Below are 21604 nucleotides of genomic sequence, written 5' to 3' on the forward strand. Positions count from 1 at the left end.
CTGTGGTGCCGGTATGACGACTTCGGCCGTGCGGGTGGTCTGACGGCGGATCGGCGCTCGTGAGGGTTCCGGGGCCGGTACCAAGAGCGCATGAGCAAATCCGGCATCATCCGTACGGTCGCCTGCGCCGCCCTGACCGCTCTCGCCACTGCTTCCGCCGCTACGGCCCCGGCCGCCGCGCAGCCCAAATCCTCCACCGGCGCCGCCACCGTGGGCCTTCGGGCGGAGCGAGCGCCCGCCGGCCCCGCTGTCATCCAGAACAAGTACCGCGTCGATGTCCGCTCCGGCAGCTGCCTGCGCACCTTCAACGCCCGCACCACCATCGCGGTCGGCGACTGCCAGGCCCTCGGCGGCCCCTCCGATTCCACGTCCATGCGCCAGTGGAAGGCCGTGGCGCAGCCCGGCGGCTACGTCCAGCTGCGCAGCACGTTCAAGACCAACGACGGGAAGGGGTCCTGCCTGCGGACCTTCAACGGCATCACCACCACGGCCACCGGCAGCTGCACCGCGCAGGGCGGTACGGCGGACTTCGCGTCCATGCGCCTGTGGAAGGTAGTGCCGCAGGCCAACGGCTACGTGCAGCTGCGCAGCAAGTACAAGATCGACGACGGGAAAGCGCCGTGTCTGCGGGTCTCGGCCAACAGCACCGGAGTCACCACCGGCAGGTGCACCGCGCAGGGCGGCCCGTACGACTACCGCTCCATGCGCCTGTGGAAGTCCACCCTCTTCCCCCGCTGACTCGCCCCGGCCCCTGATGCGGCACTAGGGCGTGTTGCGAAAGTCCCGCCTGGCCGACGACGCCTGGCACGCACACTCGCCGCGTTGTCGGACTCGTCCAAGTACGCCCAGTACGAGAACGATCCTCCGCCTTGCGATCGCACGCACCAGACGCCGTCGGCCCCGCCCTTCGGGCGGACGGCGCTACTTTCGCAACACGCCCTAGTTCAGAGAAGGCTTACATGAAAAGGCAGTTGAAAGAAGCCACACGGGTAGTTCACTTCGCCTGCCACGAGTCGATGCTTTCGGGATGTGGGGTCATGCCGTGAGCGCGGTGAGAGCCGTGAGCGGCGGCTGGGCTGTGAGGGTGAGCTGATGGGCAAGCCGTCGACCATCACGGGGACGCCGGACGAGTTGGAGCGGCGGGTGGGGCCGGCCGATGCCGTGGCGATCGGCCCGGGCGCGATGATCGGCGCGGGGATCTTCGCCGCGCTCGCTCCGGCACGGGGGGCCGGGCCGGGCGCACCCGGTGGCAGCCGCCGCGGGGGCGGCCGTGGCCGTCCTCACCTCCGGTACCCCGGATGCGGGCCGACCGGTCATCGGTGACGACTCCGCCCGGACCCTCACCCCGGACCTCGTCACCCCCGTGAGGGGTGCGACATGAAGCCGGTGTCCACGCCGGTGAGAGCCCAATGGTCCATCCGTGGCACGCGCAAGATGCCGGGGACGGCGGTGGGCGCTTAACTGATCTCGCGACGCGGCCAACGACTGTGGCCGGTTGATCCTGGAAGCCGGTGCGCTATGGAGAAAGGCCGACCGGGCAGGCCGGTGGACGCCCCCGACACTGACGGTGGCCTGGCGGAAGACCCCGCCGATGTGGTCATCCATACGTCCGCGCTGCGGAAGGTCTATGCGAAGACGGATTTCGCGGCGGTCGACGGAATCGATCTGCGCGTACGCAGGGGCGAGATCTTCGGGCTGCTGGGTCCCAACGGCGCGGGCAAGACGACCACGGTGGGGATGTTGACCACCCGCGTGGTACCTACCTCGGGCTCCGCCCGGATCGGGCAGATCGACGTCGTCGCTCAGCCCACCCTGGTCAAGCAGGTCATCGCCGTGGTCACCCAGCAGAACACCCTGGATCGTTCGCTGACGGTCCGGGAGAACCTGTACTTCCACGGTCTGCTGTTCGGTATCCCCCGGGCCCGGTCGCGGCAACGGGCCGACGAGCTTCTGGAGCAGTTCAGACTGACCCGGTGGCGGGACTCCTCCGTGTTCGCGCTGTCCGGCGGCATGGCGCAGCGGCTGCTGGTGGCACGGGCGATCTTTCATCAGCCCGCCGTCCTGTTCCTGGACGAGCCCACCGCGGGACTGGACCCGCAGAGCCGGCTGGCCCTGTGGGACGTACTGGACGAGCTGATCGGTGCCGGCCAGACCATCTTGCTGACGACACACAACATGGAGGAGGCCGACCACCTCTGCGACCGGGTGGCGATCATCGACCAGGGCCGGATCCTGGCGCTGGACAGCCCGGCCGCGCTCAAGCTGAGCCTGGGCGCGGATGCCATTGTCACGGTCGTCACCAGCGGCAGACCCGAAGAACTGGCCGACCGGTTACGCCGTGACATCGAGGGTGTCGTCCGCGCCCGGCTGGTCAACGGTGGAGTGGAACTCCATGTGAAGGGGGCCGACCGGTTGCTGCCCAAGGTCGTACGAAGCGCGGAGTCCGGAGGCTTCGACCTCGTCGATCTCTCCATCAGCGAGAGCACCCTGGAGACCGTTTTCATCAGCCTCACCGGAAAGGAGCTGCGGGACTGATGGCCATGTCTGGAGCCTCTCCCGCCGACGACCCGGCGGCCGGAGCCGGAGTCGGGGCCGGAGGATCCCGAGGAGCCCGAGCCGGGGCCGGGGCCGGGGGTGGTCCGGCCCCGTCGCGGAGCGGTGTCCGTCCCGACCGGTCGGCCGCCGCTTCCAGCCGGTCCGCCCTGGCCGGGCTGGTCCGGCGCGATCTGGCCGTGCTGCGAAAGAACTTCGGCGAGTTCGTGGGCCGCACCGTGATGCAGCCGTTCCTGCTCGTCTTCGTCTTCCTCTACGTCTTCCCCAGTATCGGACAGGGCATCGGCTCGGGTGGTGGAACCGCGGGAGAGTCGGCGTTCGCCACCGTCCTGGTCCCCGGGGTCGTGGCCATCGCCATCATGTTCCAGGGCATCCAGTCCGTCGCCATTCAGATGTCCCAGGAGTTCGGCTTCACCCGGGAGATCGAGGACCGGGTGCAGGCGCCCTGCCCCATCTGGCTCGTGGCCGTGGCCCGGGTGCTGTCCGGGGCCGCGCAGGGCCTGATCTCCGCGGTCATCGTGTTCCCGATCGCCGCCGTGGTCCACGCGCCGGGCGTTCATCCACAGTTCAGTATCCACTGGTGGATCGTGGTCACCCTCATCCCGTTGTCATGTATCGCCATGACGTCCCTCGGGCTTCTGCTGGGCACCACTTTCGAGCCGCGGAACATCGGTGTCATGTTCGGCTTCGTGGTACTGCCCCTGGTCTTTCTCGGCGGTACCTACTACCAGTGGACCAAGTTGGCCCCGGTGGAGGTCGGCGGCTTCCACTGGCTCCAGGTGCTCGTGCTCTTCAATCCCCTGATCTACATCACCGAGGGCATGCGGGCGGGATTCACCGACCTCTCCCACATGCCGCTGTACGTGATCTACCCCGTCCTCGTCGGGTTCTGCGCGCTCTTCCTCGGGCTGGGCCTGCGTAACTTCCGCCGCCGCGTACTCTCCTGAAACCGCACGTCCACACCGTCACGTGCCCGCCCCGCGCACTCCCGGGGCGGGCGGTCCCGTACCTGACGGACGCGCCCATCGGCTCGGTCAACAAGGCAGAGCCTGCTGGCCGTTCATATGAGGACCCTTTGGCTGACCTGTGATTGCGCTGAAAGGTGCGGGAATGGCCGGCTCGGGCGCCGCCACCGCGGCCGCGCCCGCCTCGTCGCCTTCCGGCGACGGCCGCGGCACGGTCGACTGCATCGCGAACCCGGAGCAGACGGAGGGTCCGTACTTCGTCGACGAAAAGCTCGACCGCTCCGACATACGCACCGACCCGTCCGACGGCACCGTGAGCGAAGGCGCGCTGCTCACGCTGAATCTCGGCGTCCTCCAGATCGGCTCCCGAGGGTGCACACCACTCAAGAACGCGATTGTCGACACAGGCCCGTCCGTCAGGCCGTTGGCCGGGAGCGGTCGAGTGCCCGGCTCAGCACCCGGGCGCACCAGGCTATGGGGACGGCGTTGGCCAGCGCGCCGACGCCGACGGAGAGATAGAACATCGAGACGTGATCGGGCAGCACGATCACGATCAGGCTGAGCGGTGCGGTGGCCATCAGCGGCACGACCCCGGCGAAGGATGCGTCCTCGTTGGGGCCCATGCTCACCACCACGGACCAGCCGAGCAGCGCCACGCACACGGCGAGATACACGCGGACGTAGACGCCGGCGAACGTGCGGCGCACGGCGCGCAGGGCCCGGTGTGATGCGGTGGTGTCGGTCATGGTGGTGCTCTCCCCGCGTGCGGTGCTCATGGGTTCAACGGTCCTCTCGGGTGGGGCGGTGGGGCGGTGCGTGTGGGTGGTGGGGGGCGTCAGACATGACCGCCCGGTGGGGTCGCGCGGACCAGGCCCAGGTCGTACGCGAGGATCGTGGCCTGAAGCCGGTCGCGTACCTCAAGTTTGCGCAGCAGTGCGTTCACATGGGATTTGACGGTGCCGACGGTGATGTCGAGTTCGGCGGCGATCTCCGCGTTGTTCAGCCCCGAGGCGACGAGAGTGAGGACGAAGCGCTCTCGTGCGGTCAGACGGTCCAGCCTCCCCTGCCCGGCCTTTGGTCCTACGGGTGGCCCGGCCGCGTAGTGGCCGATGAGCCGGCGGGCGGCGGACGGGGCGAGGACGCTCTCCCCGGCGGCCACGACCCGGATGCCGTCGAGCAGTTCGGCCGCCCGCACGTCCTTGAGCAGGAAGCCGGACGCGCCGGCGCGCAGCGCCTCGAAGACGTACGCGTCGAGGTCGAAGGTGGTCAGCACGAGGACGCGGGGCGGGTTCTCCCGGCCGGTGAGAATCCGGGTGGCGGCGATGCCGTCGAGCCCCGGCATCCGTACGTCCATCACGATCACGTCCGGCGCGAGTTGTTCGGCGAGGCTCACCGCGGCGGCGCCGTCGCCGGCCTCGCCGACGACTGTCATGTCCGGCTCGGCGTCGATCACGGCGGCGAAGCCCGCGCGGACGACCATCTGGTCGTCGACGACCAGCACGGTGAGCGTCATCGGGAATCCTCGCGGGTCGTGGCACCGTCGCTCGGGACGGTGCTCAGGGGCAGGCGCAGCAGGACCGTACCCGGCTGTTCCGTGGTCAGGGTGCCGCCGAGGGCGCCGGCCCGTGTCATCAGGCGCTCGCGGGCGGCGTGTCCGGCACCGGACACGCCGGTCGCGGTGAGGGTCAGGACGCGGTCCGTGGCGTCGAGGACAAGCACGGCGGGCTCGTCACCGCCCGCCTGGAGAATGGTCTCGGCGACGCGGTAGGCGGCGATGTCCACCTCCGCCGGGAGCCGTCTCGGCACCCGGTCGGTGAGCCGCACCTCCACTTGCCGACCGGTGGCCCGGCACTGGTTGACGAGCAGGTCGAGGGCCTGGAGCGTGGGCTGCGGCCGGAGTTCGGTGGGTGGTTCGGCGGTGTGGACGGTTTCGAGCAGGGCCCGCATGGCGGTCAGTGCCTCGCGGGCACGTTCCGCCGTCTGTACGAGCCGGCCCGCCTCCGCCTCCTCGACCAGTTCGGCCGTGCGGGCCAGCACGGTGGTCTCCAGCCCGGCGGTGATACGGCGACGTTCGGCCCACGCGTCCCGTACGGCCTCCTCCATCCAGGTCGCGAGCCGGTCCTGGTGCCTCTCCCGGTCCGCCCGTCGGCGCTTGCCGTACCGGACGCCGAAGGACCAGGCGGCGAACGTCGGCACCGTCATGGCGATCGCGGCACCGATGAACTCCCAGGCGGGCGCGGTGGCACCACGGGCGAGGACGGCGGCGATCGCCGCGGCCACATGCACCGCGACGGCCGGCGCGAGCAGCGCCCAACGCCGCGCCGCCACCGCCCTGTTCGAGCCGGACGGGTGCGCGGACCCGACGGTGCCGGCCTCCGGAGTGCCGGCCGCCGCCATGGCGAGCGCCACGCAGGTGGCGAGCACGCCCAGCCCCGGCGGCAGGAGAACCGGCCCCGCGTACCCACTCACGGCCATCGCCGCCGGCCAGAGCCCGGCGAGGACCAGCAGCACACCTAGGGCGTGTTGCGAAAGTCCCGCCTGGCCGACGACGCCTGGCACGCGCACTCGCCGCGTTGACAGCGTTCTCGAAGGCATCCGAGTACGGCCGGGCCATTCACACCGCCGATCCTCCGCCTTGCGATCGCACGCACCGGACGCCGTCGGCCCCGCCCGGCGGGCGGACGGCGCCACTTTCGCAACACGCCCCAGCGCGATCCGCGGGGACCGCCGCAGCCACAGCAGCGTGAACACCTGTGCCGTGGCGAGCAGCGCGAAGAGCGCACCGGCGGAGACACCCGGCTCGGTGCTCGTCGTACCCGCCCGGACGATGAGGAACGGCAGCAGCGGCTGGAAGCACAGCGCCGCGGCGACGAACTGGGCGAGCCGGTAGTCCCGCGGGACGGACGTCCTGGGCACCGTCCGGTGCCGCCCCGGCAGGACCGCGCGCACCTCCCACCCGCCGTCCGGCGTCGGCCCGCTGCTGAGCGTGCCGCCCGCCTCCCGCGCCCGCCCGCGCAGCGAACTCTGGCCGCGCCCGCCACCGAGCCCCTTGCCGGACCCGGACCCGGAGACGGCGCCCACGACAGGCGCGGCCGGTGGCGCGTTGCGCACCACGATGTCCGTGCTCGTATCGCCGTAGACGCACCGCACGGTGGTGGGCGCGCCGGAAGCGTGGCGGACCACGTTGGTCAGTGCCTCACGGACGATGCCGTACGCGGCGTCGCCGATGGCGCCGTCCGGCAGGGCCTCGGTCTCACAGGTCACCGACAGCCCGAGGGCGCGGAAGCCGGTCACCAGTTCCCGCAGGCGCTCCTCCGGCGCGGGCAGATCCTCCGGTGAGGGCGTCGGTGCCCGCACCGCGCTCAGTGCCCGGGTCACCTCGCGGCCGGTCTCGGCGGCGAACTCCACCGCCTTGTCGGCCAGTTCGGGTCGGCGGTCGCGCAGGCCCAGCGCCGCCTCGACCGTCACGACCACAGCCGTGAGGTGGTGGGCGCTGACGTCGTGCAGCTCCCGTTCCATACGGCGTTGTTCCGCCGCGGGGAGCCGGTGCCGCTCGCCCCGTGCCTGGTGCAGACGCCGCTCGGCGGCGCTCCGGTCGGCCCGTCGCCGCCGCGCGAACAGCCCCGCACCGGTGGCGGTCGCGTAGAGCAGGGCGGTGAGGACGAGATCGAGACCCTGACGGTCCTCCAGTCCGTGCAGGCTGAGGCTGTACATGAGCTGCCAGACCGAGAGCGTCGCCACGCACAGCAGTGCGGTGGTGGTGTCCCGTTCGGTGGCGACCGTGAATATGGCCAGCGCTACGCCCGCCGTGCCGAGCACCACCATCGCGCCGGCCGGCAGCGGCCCCGCGCCGACCGCGCAGACCACGGCGACCAGCATGAGGACGGGCACCGGGCGACGACGGCGGGCCGCGAGCGCGACGGCCACCAGAGCGCCCGCCAGGGCAGCCGCGAGGAGGTCCGCGGCGGGCGGTGCGGCGCCGCGCGCCAGCGCGAACCCGGGCCACACCACGGCCTGGGCACCGAGCAGCAGAACCGGGAGAAACCGGTCGTCAGTTCGTTCCATGATGCGTCCCACGCTACGGTCCCGCGCAGGGCCTCGACATCCCCCCACCGAGCGATCAACACCTCTACCCAGAGATAGAGACGGCCTCCCACGGTGCCCGCTTCGTCACTCCGCCACCGCCGTCACCCGCCCCGACCGCACGGCCGCCACCAGCGCGGCGTGGTCGCGCTCGTTGCGGTCGGCGTAGCTCTCCGCGAAGTCGCTCAGCGCGTGGTCGAACACCGGGCCGCCGCCCAGATACGCGGCGATGGCGATCCGGTCCCCCGACCGGGCGTGGGCGCGGGCGAGCGTGGCGCCGCACAGTTCGGCGAACACCCGCATCCCCTCGGGCAGCATGTCCTGGGGCACCATGATGCCCTTCCAGTCGTGCAACTGCCTTATATAAAAGTCCCGTTGACGGCCGTCGAGTCCGCGTACCCGGTCCCAGCCGAGGAACATGTCGCCCACCGCCTGCATGAGCCGCTGCCCGGCGACGACGCGCTGCCCCTGGTTGCGGTACTCGCTGCGGCCGGTGTGCGCGGCGAGCACCGAGTGGTCCGCCTCCTTTGCCTGGAGGATCAGCGGATCCGTATCGTCCCTGCCCAGCAGGAGCAGGATCCAGCAGCGCGTCCCCACACTGCCCACGCCGACGACCTTGCGGGCGATGTCGACCACGCGGTACTGGCGGAGCAGTTGCCTGCGTTCGGTGGACAGGCTCCTGCCGTACCGCTCGACGAGTTGGTGGAGTTCGCCCACGAACGTGTCGCGCCGCCCGCCCCGCAGCAGGTCGTCGACCGGCACGACCAGCGGTGGATCGGGCACGAACCGGCGCTGCCCGTCCCGTACCCGGGTCAGTTTCTCGAACGCCTGGAGGCTGTCGCGGGTGCGCGCCTTCGCCATCATCGCGGACAGCCGGTCCCGGCCCCTCGCGCCGAGCCGCCGGTCGGCCAGCGGCTGGAGGTCCGCCATGTCGGCGCGCGTGTACCAGACGTCGAGATTGCCCATCCCGGCGAAGGAACGCATGCGTTCGCGGTACGAGCGCACGGCCGCCCGCACGATCACCGCCCGCTCCTTGGCGGACCAGCCGTTCTCCCGCCCGGCGATCACCAGGCTCGCGGCCAGCCGCTTGACGTCCCACTCCCAGGGGCCCGGCAGCGTCTCGTCGAAGTCGTTGATGTCGAAGACCAGCCGCCGCTCGGGCGACCCGAGGAGCCGGAAGTTCAGCAGATGCGCGTCCCCGCAGAGCTGCGCGGTGAGGCCCGAGTCCGGGGTGCCGACCAGATCACCGGCCATGATCGCGGCGGCGCCCCGGTAGAAACGGAAGGGCGACTGAGTCATCCGCCCGTAGCGGATGGGCACCAGGTCCGGCACCCGGGTCTGCGACTGCGCGTCCACGACGGCCACCGGATCGGGCCGGTCGCGGCCGGCCTCGAACCCCGCGTGGCTCGATCTCGGCGCCCGCTTGCGCGCCGCCTTCCCGCGCTCCGCCCGCTCCCGGGGGGACAGGTACGGGGCGGCGCGCCGCCCGTCCGTTCCGGAGTTCCGGCCACGTTTGCCCATCGTCGCGCCTCCGCTCGGAGAGCCGGCCCCGCCCATCCACTATCCGGCGCCCGCCGGACCCTCGCATGTCGGCGGGGCGGTCAGTGCTTGCGGACCGCCGCCAGCAGGGCCGGTGAGTGGTACGCCGTCGACGTACCGGCGTGCCAGGACACCAGGTCCGGTGCCTCGGGGCGGGCGCCGCCCGCGAGGTAGAGGGCCACCAGGGACAGCGCGCCGACCACGGTGATACCCAGCGTGATCCCCACCGCCAGGTGGAATCCGTCGGCGAGACCCTGGATGAGCGCGAGGTGCAGCAGGACGGGGCCGATCAGGAACGCCGCCTCCGAGCGCAGCAGCTCGACCAGTGCGAAGGTCGGGCCGATCTGTGCGGCGGGGACGGAGAAGCCCGCCAGGAAGAGTCCCGGCGTCACGCCCGCGCCCGCGCCGAAGCCGAGGAAGAAGGCGGCGACGGGGACGGTCACCGACGCGCTCGACGTGGAGGCGGCCAGCAGGATGGCGGCACCGACGGCCACACCGGCGGTGCCGCACAGGGCCAGATACGGCGTCCAGCGGGTCGACATCAGTCGTCGGAAGAGCAGGGCGGCGATGAAGATGCCGAGGATCTGAGGGGTGAGGAGCGCCCCGATCCGTACGGCGGAGTAGCGCGCCTCCCTGGTCAGATAGACCTCGATCAGCTCCAGCAGGGTGGTGAAGCACGCCCCGACGAGCATGGCGTTGAGCGTGCCGACGACCGGCAGGGTGTTGCTGATGGGCCGCACCGGCATCAGCGGGCGGGCCTTGCGGTACTGACCGCCCACCAGCAGGACCCCGCAGGCCAGTCCGCAGACGACCGGCAGATAGAACTCCGGATCACTGAACGAGCCACGCGTCAGCCACGAGACACCGAAGAACGGCAGCGCCGTGGTGCCGAGGGCGAGCGGGATGGCGCTCCGGTCGAACTTCGCCCGGCGGTCCGGTGGATCGTTGCCCTCGAAGGTCAGGGAGCCGATGACCAGGCCGATCAGCGCCAGGGTGGCGATGCCCGCGAACAGGGGCCGCCAGCCGCCGAGCGAGCCGACGAGCCCGCCCACCAGCGGCCCGAAGGCCACCATCCCGAAGAGCCCGAGACTGACGACGGCGGCTGTCGTCCGGAGCCTGCTGATGGGGTGTCCGGTGATCAGCGGTGGCAGCGCGGCGACCAGCAGCATGCCGGTGAAGAGCCCTTGGAGCACCACTCCGGCGGCGAACATGCCGATGTTCTGCGCGCTGAGCGCCAGCATCGAACTCAGCACGAACCCGCACTCGCAGATGAGGTAGATCCGGCGCCGTGCCACCCGTTGGACGAGGTCGGCCGCGAGGACGGCACCGAAGGCGTACGCCGCGTTCGACATGCCGCCGCTGAGCTGGAGTTCGTACGCCGTGGCGCCGATGCCCTCCATGATCTGCGGCTCCGCCAGGACGGTGGCGGTGGTGAGGATCAGGTACGGGCTCAGCGCGAGCAGCGCCAGGGCGACGGCCGCCGGGTAGTTCCCGGCCAGCGGGAGGCGGGTGAACAGACGTGTCGAAGGTGAGCGGAACCGCAAGAACGCCTCCGGGGCCGGCGTGGGGGGAAGGAGGGAGGGGCGGGGGCAGAACCGGCTCAGCGTACGGTCGTACGCCGGACGCCCCGCCCTGACACGCCAGCCCCGCCCACACGGCGCACCCCACGCCGGTCCCGCCACGCCAGTCCCGCCCACACGCGCACCCCACCCCCGCACACACCCCGCTCCCGCCACGCCGGTCCCGCACGCCCCCGCAGGCGCGCACCCGGCCCGGCCGTGTCGGCGTCGGCCGGGCCTGGGCGGGGCGGGGCGGGGTGGCCGGGGCGTCTCCCGGCTACTCGGGGCGTTCGGTGATGGTGATCCTGCCACCCCTGATGGTGGCGAGCCGGGTCGCGCGGCGGGCGATGGCGCTGTCGTGGGTGACCATCACGAAGGTCAGCCCGTGCTCCTTCCAGAGCCCTTCGAGCAGGTCCATGATCTCGTCGCGCATGGACTCGTCGAGGTTGCCGGTGGGTTCGTCGGCCAACAGCACCTTGGGCTGTTTGACGAGCGCCCGCGCGATGGCGACGCGCTGCTGCTGGCCGCCGGACATCTCGGAGGGCACGTGCTTGAGGCGCTCCCCCAGTCCGACGGAGCGCAGGGCATCGGCGGCGCGGTCGCGGCGCTCCGCGGCCTTGGTGCCGAGCGGTACGAGCGCCGTCTCGACGTTCTCCCGCGCGGACAGGGTGGGGATGAGGTTGAAGCTCTGGAAGACGAAGCCGATGGACCGGCCGCGTACGGCGGTGAGTTTCGCCTCGCCGAGCCGGGCGAGGTCGGTGCCGTCGAGCTTGACGCTGCCCGCGGTGGGCCGGTCGAGGCCGCCGAGCATCTGGAGAAGGGTGGACTTGCCGCCGCCGGTGGGGCCCTTGATGACGAGCCGGTCGCCCTCACCGATGGTCAGGTCGACCCCGGCGAGCGCGTGGACGGTGTCCTTGCCTCTGCGGTACTGCTTGGTGACGCCGCTGAGTTCATACATGGTGGGACTCCTGGACTGCCGCGATGAGTTGAGGGGGTGCGTACGGCCCGGCGGTTACTCGACGCGGCGCAGCGCGTCGGCCGGACGGAGCCGGGAGGCGCGCCAGCCGCCGAAGGCGCCGGCGATCAGGCCGCCGGTCACCGCGAGGCCGACCGCCAGGGCGATGGTGGCGGCGGAGATGGGAGCGGTGAGGGCGATCTCGATGGCCTTGTCGGCGCTCTGCGCGCCGCCCCCGGCCACCCGGGCCATACCGCCACCGCCACCGCCACCGCCGCCACCGGGGCCGGGGCCACTCGCCGCGGCGCCGAGCTGGGCGGTCAGGGACGGGCTGACCGCGGTCAGCGCGTAGGCACCGGCCACGCCGACGGCGATACCGAGCGCGCCGCCGACCAGCCCGTTGACCATCGCCTCGCCGACGACCTGCCGGGTGACGCGCCCGCTCTTCCAGCCGAGGGCCTTGAGGGTGCCGAATTCCCGTACGCGGCGGCTGACGGCCGACACGGTGAGCAGTCCCGCGACGACGAAGGCGGCGATGAGGACGGCGATCGACAGCCACTTGCCGACGCTGGTGGCGAGGTCGGACGCCGTGGAGAGGGAGCCGGAGACGGTGTCGGCGAGGTCGGCGGACGTGGTGACGGTGGTGCCCGGGATGTTCTTCTGGATGGCCGACTTGACGGCGGCGATCTGCTGGGAGTCGTCGGCCTGGACGTAGACCGTGGTGACCTTGTCCTTTGAGTCGGACAGGGTCTGCGCCTGCTTCAGCGGTACGTAAAGATTGGCCGCCGCGTCGCCGCTGTCGGCGGTGGCTATGCCGACGATCTCGAACTTCGTTCCCTTGATGGTGACTTCGCTGCCGACCTGGTACTTCTTCTCCTTCGCGTAGGCGGCGTCGGCGACGGCCACCTCGGTGTCGGTCTCGGTCGTCTTGAACCCACGGCCGTCGGTGATCTTCGACGAGGTCAGCGGGCCGAGATCCTGGTGGGCGGTGTCGGTGCCGTAGACGCTGTAGGAGTTGACGTCGAACTCGGCCCCGCCGCCGCGCACTTCACCCTGTGGAGCGCCGGTACCGCCACCACCACCGCCGTTCGCGCCGCCCTCTTTCGGCTGGAACTGGCCGGGCTTGAACTCCCCGTCGACCTTGACCACCGACAGGCTGAGACCGCCCACCGCGGTGGCCACACCGGACTGTCCCGCGACCTTGCCGACGGTGCTGGACGCGAGGGTCTGGAAGCCCTGCGGCATGACGATGTCGCTGCTCTGCGCCTCGTCGCCGTCGTCCGCGTCGAAGTTGAAGCGGGGCCGTTCCCGGCCACCCTCGGAGGCGGGTGGGGCGGCCTTGGTGACGGTCATGTCCGTGCCGAGCCCGTACAGGGACTCCAAGACCTTGCCCTGGGCGTCCCGCATGCCCGAGGAGACGGAGTTGACGACGATGACCAGCGCGATACCGAGTGCGAGCCCCGAGGCGACGACGAGCGCGGCCTTTCGGCGGCGGCGCAGTTCGCGCCGGAGGTAGGTGAAGAACATGGCGTGAAAATATGCACGCTGCGTGATGGCAGCGTATGAGCAAGGTAAGAGAAGGATGAGAAGCCGTCAGCACCACCTCACCGAACGGCACGGCACGGCAAGGCACCCCACGGCACAACACAGCTCAGCGAACGGGAGAGTCACGAATGTCGCGCTATCACGAGATCAAGCACCGGGCCGTCACGGCGTTCCAGCGGCGGATCGCCAATCCGCTCTCCTCCCGGATGCCGGGACAGATCCTTCTGGAGACCACGGGGCGCACGTCCGGACTGCCCCGGCGGACGCCGGTCGGCGGGAGCCGGGTCGGCCAGGAGTTCTGGCTGGTGTCGGAGTACGGCGACAAGTCGCACTACGTACGCAACATCCAGGCCGACCCGAGGGTCCGGGTCCGCATCAAGGGCACCTGGCACACCGGGACCGCCCACCCGATGCCGGAGGACGACCCGCGCGCCCGGCTCAAGTCGCTGCCGACGGGCAACAGCGCGGTGGTCCGGCTGATGGGCACGAACCTGCTGACGGTCCGCGTCGACCTGGCCGGCTGACCTTCACGCCGACGGCTCCACCATGAACAGCGCGGCCCGTACGGCGGCGACCGAGCCGACGCCCGCGCCGTCCCAGCCGCGGACCCGGATGGTGACGCTCTCGCCGGGCAGCAGGGTGACCGTCCCCCGGTCGGCGGCGGCCGTGGGCGCGAGCCGGTCGGCCTGGAGCAGCAGGTCGCGCAGGAGCGTCCGGGCGGTGACGACGACGTCGACCGTGTCGTCACGCAGGACGGTCTCCACGTCGTAGCGCGGGGCGGGGTAGGCGAACGCGTGGTCGCGTACGGGGAAGTGCAGCGCCCGCAGTTCCCCCGCGTCGGCGACCAGGAACTCCTTCCCGGAACCGGCGTCCGGCAGCAGTTCGGCGGGCACGGTCGCGAGCGCGACGGAGCGCGCCCCGGCCCGTACCGGCACCGTCGACTCGGCGAGGGTCCGGCCGTCGGCGGTCATGCGGCGCAGCGTCACGGCCGCGTCCCAGGGCGTCGCGGACTGGTTGTCGGCGACGACGGCCGGGCGGCCGTCGCGGGTCTGTACGGTGAGCAGCCGGTCCGCGTACAGCCGACGCAGGGTGAAGTACAGCGGCTTGAGGCGTCCGTCGCCGTCGATGGCGGCCCAGGAGGTCACCGGCCAGCAGTCGTTGAGCTGCCAGAGCACGGTGCCCGCGCACAACGGCCAGTGGGAGCGCCAGTGTTCGATGCCGGTGGCGATGGCGCGGGCCTGGTTGAGCTGGGTGAGGTAGTGCCAGCGGTCGAAGTTCGCCGGTCCCGCTCCGGGTACCGCGAAGTGGTGGGCGAGGCCGCGCTCCAGTTTGCCGTTGCCGTCGTGCGCCTTCTGGTGGTGGAGCATGCCGGGCGAGGTGGCGGACAGTTCCTCCCCCGGCAGGGCGCGCCGCAGCGTGGCGTGGGCGGGCGGGGCCTGCCAGCCGAATTCGGCGACGAAGCGCGGGACGGTGTCGAGGTAGTCGGTGTAGTCGGTGCGGTTCCAGACGTCCCAGGAGTGCGCGGTGCCGTGCGCGGGGTCGTTGGGGTGGTGGTCCCAGCTCCCGGACCAGGGGCTGCCCGCCCAGTAGGGCCGGGTGGGGTCGGTCTCGGCCACGACACGCGGCAGCAGGCCCAGGTAGTAGCCCTCGCCCCAGGAGTCGCCGTCGAGCGCGGGCTCCCAGTCCCAGTCGCGGAAGCCCCACAGGTTCTCGTTGTTGCCGTTCCACAGGACGAGGGAGGCGTGCGGCATGAGGCGGGTGACGTTCTCGCGGGCCTCGGCCTCGATCTCGGAGCGCAGCGGCTGCTCCTCGGGGTAGGCGGCGCAGGCGAAGGGGAAGTCCTGCCAGACCAGCAGGCCGAGTTCGTCGCAGACGTCGTAGAAGTCGTCGCTCTCGTAGATGCCGCCGCCCCAGACCCTGACGAGATTGACGCCCGCGTCGGCGGCCCGGGTGAGGCGGGTGCGGTAGCGGTCGGGGCTGATACGGGAGGGGAAGACGTCGTCGGGGATCCAGTTGACGCCACGCGCGAAGACCGGTTCGCCGTTGACGGCCAGGGTGAACGCGGTGCCGTGCGCGTCGGCGCCGGTGTCGAGGGTGACGGTACGGAATCCCAGCCGGCGCTCCCACCGGTCGAGGACCGCGCCGGTGGCGTCCAGCAGCTCCAACTGCGCTCCGTACAATGGCTGTTCGCCGTAGCCTCGGGGCCACCACAGGGCGGCGTCGGGGACCTCGACCGTGAGGGTGGCCCGTGAGCCGTCGAAGTCGGCGGACGCGGTGTGGTCGCCGACGCGGGCCCGGACGGTGAGCACACCTCCCGCCGGGGTGCGCTCGACGTCAACGCGCAGTTCGGCGCGGCCGGTTGAGCCGTCGACGGTCACCAGTGGGCGGACGGTGGCGAGCCGGGCGGTGGACCAGTGCTCCAGACGGACCGGTTTCCACATACCGGCGGTGACCAGGGTCGGCCCCCAGTCCCAGCCGAAGGAGCAGGCCATCTTGCGGATGTACTGGAACGGTTCGGGATAGGCGTTGGGCCGGTCGCCCACCTGGGCGCGTACGGCCTCGGCCTCCGTATAGGCGGAGGTGAACTCCACGCACAGGGGCGTACCGGCGGCCGGGTCCAGCAGGTCCGTGACATCGAAGCGGTAACCGCGGTGCATGTTGCGGGTGTTGCCGACGCGTCGGCCGCCCACGCTGACGGCGGCGACGGTGTCGAGGCCGTCGAAGACGAGGTCGGTGCGCTCGTGCGCGGTGTCGCGGGGGCCGAGGACGGTGTCGTAACGCCAGTCGGTACGGCCCACCCAGGCGACCGCCGTCTCGTTCCGGGAGAGGAACGGGTCCTCGATGAGCCCGGCGGCGAGCAGGTCGGTGTGGACACAGCCGGGGACCACCGCCGGTACGTCGGTCCGCTCGTGGCGCAGTGTCCAGCCTTCGGTCAGGGGGGTGACGTCCTTCATGCGGCGTGCTCCGTTCTTGGCGTGGACAGTCGAGGTGACGGCCCCGTCGACCAGGACTTTCTCCATCCTTACCCACGAGGGCTGGCGGGCCGCGGAGTTCGGGCCAGGCCGCCGGCGCACTGGTGCGCGCGGCCCGCTGCGCCGAGTCGCCGATCCAGATCGAGGGGGCGATCGGCCTCACCTTTGAGCATGTGATCGACCAGCACCGGGCACTGCTGCGCGAGGTGGTCACGTCGTGGCCCCCGGACGCGGGAGGCCGGGCCCGGATCGTACGGAACGAACTGGACGAGTGACCGGTGACGGATAACGGGTGACGAGTGACCGGTGACCGGTGACCGGTGACGGGAGCTGGAACCGTTGGGTCCGGGTGGGCTGGTTGGGCAGGGGTGGGCTCAGGGCACCATCGCGATGCCGTCCAGCTCCACCAGGGCGTTCTCGTCCCAGAGCCTGACCGCGCCGATCAGCGCCATCGCCGGGTAGTCGCGGCCCGCGAGCCGCCGCCAGACACGGCCCAGTTCACCGGCGTGCGCGCGGTAGTCCGCGACGTCGGTGGCGTAGACGGTGACGCGTGCGAGATCGGCCGGGGTGCCGCCCGTCGCGGCCAGCGCGGCGAGGAGATTGCCGAGGGCCGTCTCGAACTGCTCGACCAGGGTCTCCCCCACCACCGCGCCCGCCTGGTCGAGCGCGGTCTGGCCGGCCAGGAAGACCAGCCGGCCGTCCGTCGCGCTCACACTGACGGCGTGCGAGAAGCCGGTGGGCGGGGCGAGTTCCGCCGGGTTGGTCCGCTCCAGGCTCATCCGTACAACTCCTTGGCGATGATGGTGCGTTGGACTTCGGTCGCGCCTTCGTAGATACGGGGCGCGCGGACCTCCCGGTAGAGGTGTTCCAGCAGGTGACCGCGTTGCAGGGCGCGGGCGCCGTGCAGTTGGACGGCGGCGTCGACCACGTACTGCGCGGTCTCGGTCGCGAACAGCTTCGCCATCGCGGAGCGGCGCGGCACGTCCGGCGCGCCGGAGTCGTACGCCTCGGCCGCCGCGTACACCAGCAGCCGGGCCGCCTCCGTACGCGTCGCCATCTCGGCCACCTGGTGCGCGACGGACTGGAGATCCTTGAGCGGGCCGCCGAAGGCGGTGCGGTCGGCGGTGTGGGCGAGCGTCGCTTCGAGGGCGGCGCCCGCCATGCCGACGGCGAAGGCGCCGACGCTCGGGCGGAAGAGGTTGAGGGTGTTCATGGCGACGCGGAAGCCCCGGTCCACCTCGCCGAGGACGTCGGCGGCGCTCACGCGTACGGAGTCGAAGGCCAGGGCGCCGATGGGGTGCGGTGAGAGCATCTCGATCGGCGAGCCGGTCAGTCCGGGCCGGTCGGCGGGAACGAGGAACGCGGTGACGCCGCGGGCACCGGCGCCGGGGGTCGTACGGGCGAAGACGGTGTAGAAGTCGGCCTCGGGCGCGTTGGAGATCCAGCGCTTCTCGCCGGTGAGCAGCCAGCCGGGGCCGTCCGGTCCTTCGTCCGGTACGGCCCCGAGCGCGAGCGCCGCCGCGTCGGACCCGGCGCCCGGCTCGCTCAGCGCGAACGCGGCCACGGCGCGGCCCGCCGCCACCTCGGGCAGCCAGCGCGCCCGCTGCTCCTCGGTGCCGGCCTGGACGATCGGGTAGCTGCCGAGCCCCTGGAGCGCGAGCGCGGTCTCCGCCTCCGTACAGCCGTGGGCCAGGGACTCGCGCAGCAGGCACAGATCGAGCGCCCCGGCGGTCAGCATGCGGTCGAGCAGCCCCAGCTCACCGAGGGCGGCGACGAGCGGGCGGTTGATCCGGCCCGGCTCGCCCCTCTCGGCGAACTGGTCGGCGAACTGGTCGGCGAGCGGGCGCAGCCGGTCGGCGGCGACGGCGCGCAGCTCGTCGCACCAGGAATTTTGTGCCGGATCGAGCGAGAATACGGGCATTCCGGGCCTACTCAATCACGCCTGTCGCGTCTATCGCGGACTGTTGACTGTCGTCACCTACACGATACGCTCGATGCACAAGGCCACCAAGCCACCCCACGAGGGGGCGAACGATGGAGCTGACACCGGCGGTTCTCACACCCTCGGCGCACCGCGACACTTTCCCGCGCGACCATCTGCCGCCGGCCGAGCAGTGGCCGCAGCTCGTCTTCGACCCGCCCGAACTGCGCGGCCCCGACCGGCTGAACTGCGCCGTCGAACTGCTCGACCGCACACTGGACCGCGTCGGCGCCGACCGCCCCGTCTTCCACCTCCCGTCAGGCGGCAGCTGGTCGTACGGCCGGCTGCGCACCCACGTGGACCGGATCGCGCATGTCCTGACCGGTGACCTGGGCGTGGTACCGGGCAACCGGGTCCTGCTGCGCGGCCCCACCACCCCCTGGCTCGCCGCGTGCTGGCTGGCCGTGCTGAAGGCGGGCGCGGTGGCGGTGACGGTGCTCGCCCAGCAGCGGGAGCGGGAGCTGGCCACGATGTGCGAGATCGCGCGGGTCGGCCACGCGCTGTGCGACATCCGGTCGGTGGACGACCTGGTCAAGGCGGAGGTGCCGGGGCTGCGCGTCGCGACGTACGGAGGGGACGCGCCGGACGATCTGCTGCGGCTGGCGGCGGGGAAGCCGGAAGGGTACGAGGCGGTTCGGACGGCGGCCGACGACGTCGCGCTCATCGCCTTCACCTCCGGGACCACGGGGCGGCCCAAGGGCTGCATGCACTTCCACCGCGATGTGCTGGCCATCGCCGACACGTTCTCGCGCCATGTGCTGCGGCCGGAGCCGGACGACGTGTTCGCCGGCAGTCCGCCGCTCGGCTTCACCTTCGGGCTCGGCGGTCTGGTGATCTTCCCGATGCGGGCGGGCGCGTCGACGCTGCTGCTCGAACAGGCGGGCCCCAAGCAGCTGTTGGCGGCCGTGGCCGAGCGCGGGGTATCGGTGCTGTTCACCGCGCCGACGGCGTACCGCGTGATGCTGAACGAACTCGGCGCCGCGCGGACCCACGACATCTCCGGGCTGCGCCGCTGTGTGTCCGCCGGGGAGAATCTGCCCGCCGCCACCTGGCAGGACTGGTACGAGCGGACCGGGATCCGGATCATCAACGGCATCGGCGCGACGGAGCTGCTGCACATCTTCATCTCGGCGGCCGACGAGGCGGTCCGGCCCGGCACGACGGGCCTGCCGGTGCCCGGCTGGCAGGCGCACGTGGTGGACGAGTCGGGCGATCCGCTGCCCGACGGAGAGCCGGGGCTGCTGGCCGTACGCGGCCCGGTGGGCTGCCGCTATCTCTCCGATCCGCGCCAGTCGGTCTACGTACGCGACGGCTGGAACCTCACCGGCGACACCTACGTACGGGAGCCGGACGGCTACTTCCGCTATGTCGCACGCGCGGACGACATGATCATCTCGGCGGGGTACAACATCGCGGGACCGCAGGTCGAGGAGGCGCTGCTGGCCCACCCCGATGTGACGGAGGCGGCGGTCGTGGGGCACCCCGACGAGTTGCGGGGGCAGATCGTGGCGGCGTACGTGGTCCTGCGCGCGGGGGTAAGGCCCGGCGAGGAGACGAAGGAGGCGCTGCGCGCGTTCGTCACGTCGCGGCTGGTGCCGTACAAATGCCCGCGCGTCTTCGAGTTCCTGGACGCGCTCCCCCGCACCCCGACCGGAAAGCTCCAGCGCTTCCGGCTGCGGCCGGTCGCCTGAGCGTGGCCGGCCCGCTCGGCCCACCCGGTCCACCCGGCCCGCTCGGCGAGCACGTCACGGCTTGAGGGGGAGGCGCAGGCGCGGGCCGAGGCCGAGGAGTTCGCTGTTGGTCCGGTAGCGGTCCGGGGCGAATCGCAGCACGGCTCCGCGCAGCAGAACCGGATCGGCCTCGAATTCCTTGACGTCGCCCAACGAGTGATACCCGAAAACTCCGATCTCGCGTCCGGCCACTCTGTACGGCGGGGGACTGGCGACGCCCGGGCGAAGTCGTACCAGCGCCGTCCGCCCGCAGGGCGGGACCGACGGCGTCCGGTGCGTGCGATCGCAAGGCGGAGGATCATGCTCGTACCGGGCGTACTCGCATGACTGAAGACAACGCCGCGAGGTGCCGTACCGGACGCCGCGGGCCAGGCGGGACTTCGAGGACAGGCTCTAGAGTGATCACGTGGCCGAGCAGCACACCCCGCGATCCCTGATCGTGACCCTCTACGGCGCGTACGGCAGGACGCCGGACGGCGCGCCGCTCGCCGTGGCCGAGTTGGTCCGGCTGCTCGGCGCGCTCGGGGTCGACGCGCCGTCCGTGCGGTCGTCGGTGTCGCGGCTCAAGCGCCGGGGTCTGCTGATCGCCGAGCGCACACCGCAGGGCGCCGCGGGCTACGCGCTCTCCGCCGACGCGCGGCAACTGCTGGACGACGGCGACCGGCGCATCTACGACCGTCCCGTGCCCCGGCTGTCGGACGGCTGGGTGCTCGCGGTGTTCTCCGTCCCCGAGGCCGAGCGGCACAAGCGTCATCTGCTGCGGTCGCGGCTGGCCCGGCTGGGGTTCGGGACCGCAGCGCCGGGGGTGTGGATCGCGCCCGGCCATCTGTACGAGGAGACGCGGCACGCGCTGGAGCGGCTGCGACTCGACCCGTACGTCGACCTGTTCCGGGGCGAGCACCTGGGTTTCGCGGCGACGGCGGAGGCGGTGGGGCGGTGGTGGGACCTCGGGGAGGTCGCCGCGCGGCACGAGGAGTTCCTGCAGGCGCACGAACCGGTGCTGCGGTGGTGGGAATCCCGTCGCCCGGCCGCCGCGTCGGCCGAGGACGCCTACCGGGACTATCTGCTGGCCCTCGACTCCTGGCGCCAACTGCCCTACGCCGATCCGGGGTTGCCGAGGGAGCTGCTGCCGGCGGACTGGCCGGGCGGGCGTTCGGCGCGGGTCTTCACCGCGCTGCACGCCCAACTGTGGCGGGCCGGTGAGCAGTTCGTACGCCCGGCCTGAAATCAGGTGACCGGCCGGGCCGTACCCGGTCATCATGCGGAGCATGGACGAGGCACCCGAACCGCGCTGGCTGGTCGTCGCCACCATCGCGCGGTGGCGGCGGTACGGCGACGGCGGACAGGAGTTGCGCCCCGGCACGAAGGTGTACCGGGGCGGAGCGCGCGTGTTCGTCATCGACACGTACCCCGGTATGGGGAGCATGGACCTGACCACGGTCGGCCAGGCCCGCGACACGGGCCACTGGATCACCATCGACACGGCCACCCGGCATCTGCACACCTTCCGGGCCAAGCTGGTGCACTCCCCCGCCGTGCTGCGCCGGGCCGAGGAGCGGTGGACCGAGAACCACACCGAGGAGCGCGCACGGGAGTGGGCGGCGGGCCTGGAACGCCTCGCGACCCGCTACCGCCGGGAGGCCCACGCGGGCGTCCCGCACCCCCGGGGCTGCCTCTGCCACGCGTGCCTGACCGGCGCGGGCGAGTGAGACCCGAGGAAGC

19 protein-coding genes are annotated in these 21604 nt (G+C 71.8%); 8 read left to right on the forward strand and 11 right to left on the reverse strand.

Annotated features, from left to right (window positions below):
* The first annotated feature begins 90 nt into the window (after positions 1–90).
* From OG700_RS06770 to OG700_RS06780, 3 genes are all read left to right on the forward strand, one after another.
* Positions 91–738 carry a hypothetical protein gene (locus OG700_RS06770; protein WP_405610384.1) on the forward strand — a complete coding sequence of 216 codons (648 nt, stop codon included), beginning with the start codon at positions 91–93 and terminating at the stop codon, positions 736–738.
* Positions 739–1518: 780 nt separating this feature from the next.
* A complete protein-coding gene (locus OG700_RS06775) occupies positions 1519–2535 on the forward strand; it encodes an ATP-binding cassette domain-containing protein (RefSeq protein WP_405610387.1) in 1017 nt (338 codons plus the stop codon).
* Entirely contained in the window at positions 2535–3500 is a 966-nt protein-coding gene (locus OG700_RS06780; RefSeq protein WP_405610390.1) for an ABC transporter permease, read from the forward strand. The genes OG700_RS06775 and OG700_RS06780 overlap by 1 nt, the downstream gene beginning before the upstream one ends.
* Before the next feature lie 434 nt (positions 3501–3934).
* Here OG700_RS06780 and OG700_RS06785 read toward each other — a convergent pair whose 3' ends face one another.
* The 7 genes from OG700_RS06785 to OG700_RS06815 form a co-directional block, all read right to left on the reverse strand.
* A complete protein-coding gene (locus OG700_RS06785; RefSeq protein WP_405610393.1) occupies positions 3935–4294 on the reverse strand; it encodes an SCO4225 family membrane protein in 360 nt (119 codons plus the stop codon).
* Positions 4295–4353: 59 nt separating this feature from the next.
* On the reverse strand, positions 4354–5031 hold the full coding sequence (locus OG700_RS06790) for a response regulator (protein ID WP_405610396.1): 678 nt from the start codon (positions 5029–5031) through the stop codon (positions 4354–4356).
* Positions 5028–7583 (reverse strand): histidine kinase, encoded by a 2556-nt coding sequence (locus tag OG700_RS06795; RefSeq protein ID WP_405610399.1) that lies wholly within the window; start codon positions 7581–7583, stop codon positions 5028–5030. Before OG700_RS06795 ends, OG700_RS06790 begins: the two co-directional genes overlap by 4 nt.
* Positions 7584–7688: 105 nt before the next feature.
* Complete coding sequence (locus OG700_RS06800) at positions 7689–9122, reverse strand: DUF2252 domain-containing protein (RefSeq protein WP_405610402.1); 1434 nt, start codon at positions 9120–9122, stop codon at positions 7689–7691.
* 80 nt (positions 9123–9202) lie between these two features.
* Positions 9203–10684, reverse strand: coding sequence for an MFS transporter (locus OG700_RS06805; protein ID WP_405610405.1), 1482 nt, complete (start codon positions 10682–10684; stop codon positions 9203–9205).
* Between the two features lie 292 nt (positions 10685–10976).
* Positions 10977–11657: an ABC transporter ATP-binding protein gene (locus tag OG700_RS06810; protein WP_405610408.1), complete on the reverse strand. Its 681-nt coding sequence runs from the start codon at positions 11655–11657 to the stop codon at positions 10977–10979.
* Between the two features lie 54 nt (positions 11658–11711).
* Positions 11712–13181 (reverse strand): ABC transporter permease, encoded by a 1470-nt coding sequence (locus OG700_RS06815; protein WP_405610411.1) that lies wholly within the window; start codon positions 13179–13181, stop codon positions 11712–11714.
* Between the two features lie 146 nt (positions 13182–13327).
* Here OG700_RS06815 and OG700_RS06820 point away from each other — a divergent pair, with 146 nt between their 5' ends.
* Complete coding sequence (locus OG700_RS06820; protein ID WP_405610414.1) at positions 13328–13723, forward strand: nitroreductase/quinone reductase family protein; 396 nt, start codon at positions 13328–13330, stop codon at positions 13721–13723.
* A 3-nt stretch (positions 13724–13726) separates the two neighbouring features.
* On the opposite strand, the gene OG700_RS06825 is transcribed toward OG700_RS06820, so the two are convergent.
* On the reverse strand, positions 13727–16153 hold the full coding sequence (locus tag OG700_RS06825; RefSeq protein ID WP_405610417.1) for a glycoside hydrolase family 2 protein: 2427 nt from the start codon (positions 16151–16153) through the stop codon (positions 13727–13729).
* Positions 16154–16275: 122 nt separating this feature from the next.
* Here OG700_RS06825 and OG700_RS06830 point away from each other — a divergent pair, with 122 nt between their 5' ends.
* Positions 16276–16446, forward strand: a complete 171-nt coding sequence (locus OG700_RS06830) for a hypothetical protein (RefSeq protein WP_405610420.1) — start codon at positions 16276–16278, stop codon at positions 16444–16446.
* 99 nt (positions 16447–16545) lie between these two features.
* On the opposite strand, the gene OG700_RS06835 is transcribed toward OG700_RS06830, so the two are convergent.
* Complete coding sequence (locus OG700_RS06835) at positions 16546–16950, reverse strand: RidA family protein (protein ID WP_405610423.1); 405 nt, start codon at positions 16948–16950, stop codon at positions 16546–16548.
* Positions 16947–18092 carry an acyl-CoA dehydrogenase family protein gene (locus OG700_RS06840; protein WP_405610426.1) on the reverse strand — a complete coding sequence of 382 codons (1146 nt, stop codon included), beginning with the start codon at positions 18090–18092 and terminating at the stop codon, positions 16947–16949. Before OG700_RS06840 ends, OG700_RS06835 begins: the two co-directional genes overlap by 4 nt.
* Positions 18093–18205: 113 nt before the next feature.
* Between OG700_RS06840 and OG700_RS06845 the strand changes: the two genes are divergently transcribed.
* Complete coding sequence (locus OG700_RS06845) at positions 18206–19843, forward strand: AMP-binding protein (protein WP_405610429.1); 1638 nt, start codon at positions 18206–18208, stop codon at positions 19841–19843.
* 54 nt (positions 19844–19897) lie between these two features.
* On the opposite strand, the gene OG700_RS06850 is transcribed toward OG700_RS06845, so the two are convergent.
* Positions 19898–20035: a hypothetical protein gene (locus OG700_RS06850; RefSeq protein WP_405610432.1), complete on the reverse strand. Its 138-nt coding sequence runs from the start codon at positions 20033–20035 to the stop codon at positions 19898–19900.
* A gap of 253 nt (positions 20036–20288) precedes the next feature.
* Between OG700_RS06850 and OG700_RS06855 the strand changes: the two genes are divergently transcribed.
* Complete coding sequence (locus OG700_RS06855; protein ID WP_405610435.1) at positions 20289–21107, forward strand: PaaX family transcriptional regulator C-terminal domain-containing protein; 819 nt, start codon at positions 20289–20291, stop codon at positions 21105–21107.
* A 43-nt stretch (positions 21108–21150) separates the two neighbouring features.
* Complete coding sequence (locus OG700_RS06860) at positions 21151–21591, forward strand: hypothetical protein (RefSeq protein ID WP_405610438.1); 441 nt, start codon at positions 21151–21153, stop codon at positions 21589–21591.
* Positions 21592–21604 lie beyond the last annotated feature (13 nt).

Origin of the sequence: Streptomyces sp. NBC_01508 (assembly GCF_045040315.1) — a bacterium.
Taxonomy (GTDB): Bacteria; Actinomycetota; Actinomycetes; order Streptomycetales; family Streptomycetaceae; genus Streptomyces.